Below are 512 nucleotides of genomic sequence, written 5' to 3' on the forward strand. Positions count from 1 at the left end.
CGAGTCACCGTCTCCAAGAGCCGTTCTTCCAGCGGTCGCCCCTCCCGCTGCGCGATACGTACTCATTGGTCAAATAATACGAACGATGAGTACCATGACGTGAACTTTACGGGCCCAAAAGTTTTTATACAAGAGTTTTCGGGGACCCCGGCGCAAGCATCACGTTGGAAGCCAATCCAGCCGGGGCATGACAAGCGCATGGCGTTGCGCAGCAGGTTGCACGAACTGTTCGTCGAGAGTCGAGCCTCTGCTGGCAGCAGCATCATGGACATGACACGCGAGGAAGTCACGGCAATTGGTCGCTTCAAGATAAGTCGCTCGATCGAAGCACTGCGGTTGATCTGCAAGCAGCCCGGCGGCCAACACAGATGATCCGCTCTGCGTAAGGCATTGCACGCTACCAGTAATCCCCCCCAAATGCCGACTAGCTCGGAGGGATGTTCTCCAGCCCGCAAGGCTATTTTTGATCCAGGCACGTTTGACCGGTCGATCACCTCATATCTTCTGGCGAC

At 56.1% G+C, this 512-nt stretch carries 1 pseudogene; it reads left to right on the top strand.

The window, feature by feature from the left end:
• Positions 1-372, top strand: a pseudogene (locus DIE06_RS38765) (hypothetical protein); the annotation flags it as partial.
• Between the last annotated feature and the right edge of the window lie 140 nt (positions 373-512).

The sequence above is a fragment of the Burkholderia sp. Bp8998 genome (genome assembly GCF_003854235.1).
In the GTDB taxonomy this organism is placed as follows: Bacteria; Pseudomonadota; Gammaproteobacteria; order Burkholderiales; family Burkholderiaceae; genus Burkholderia.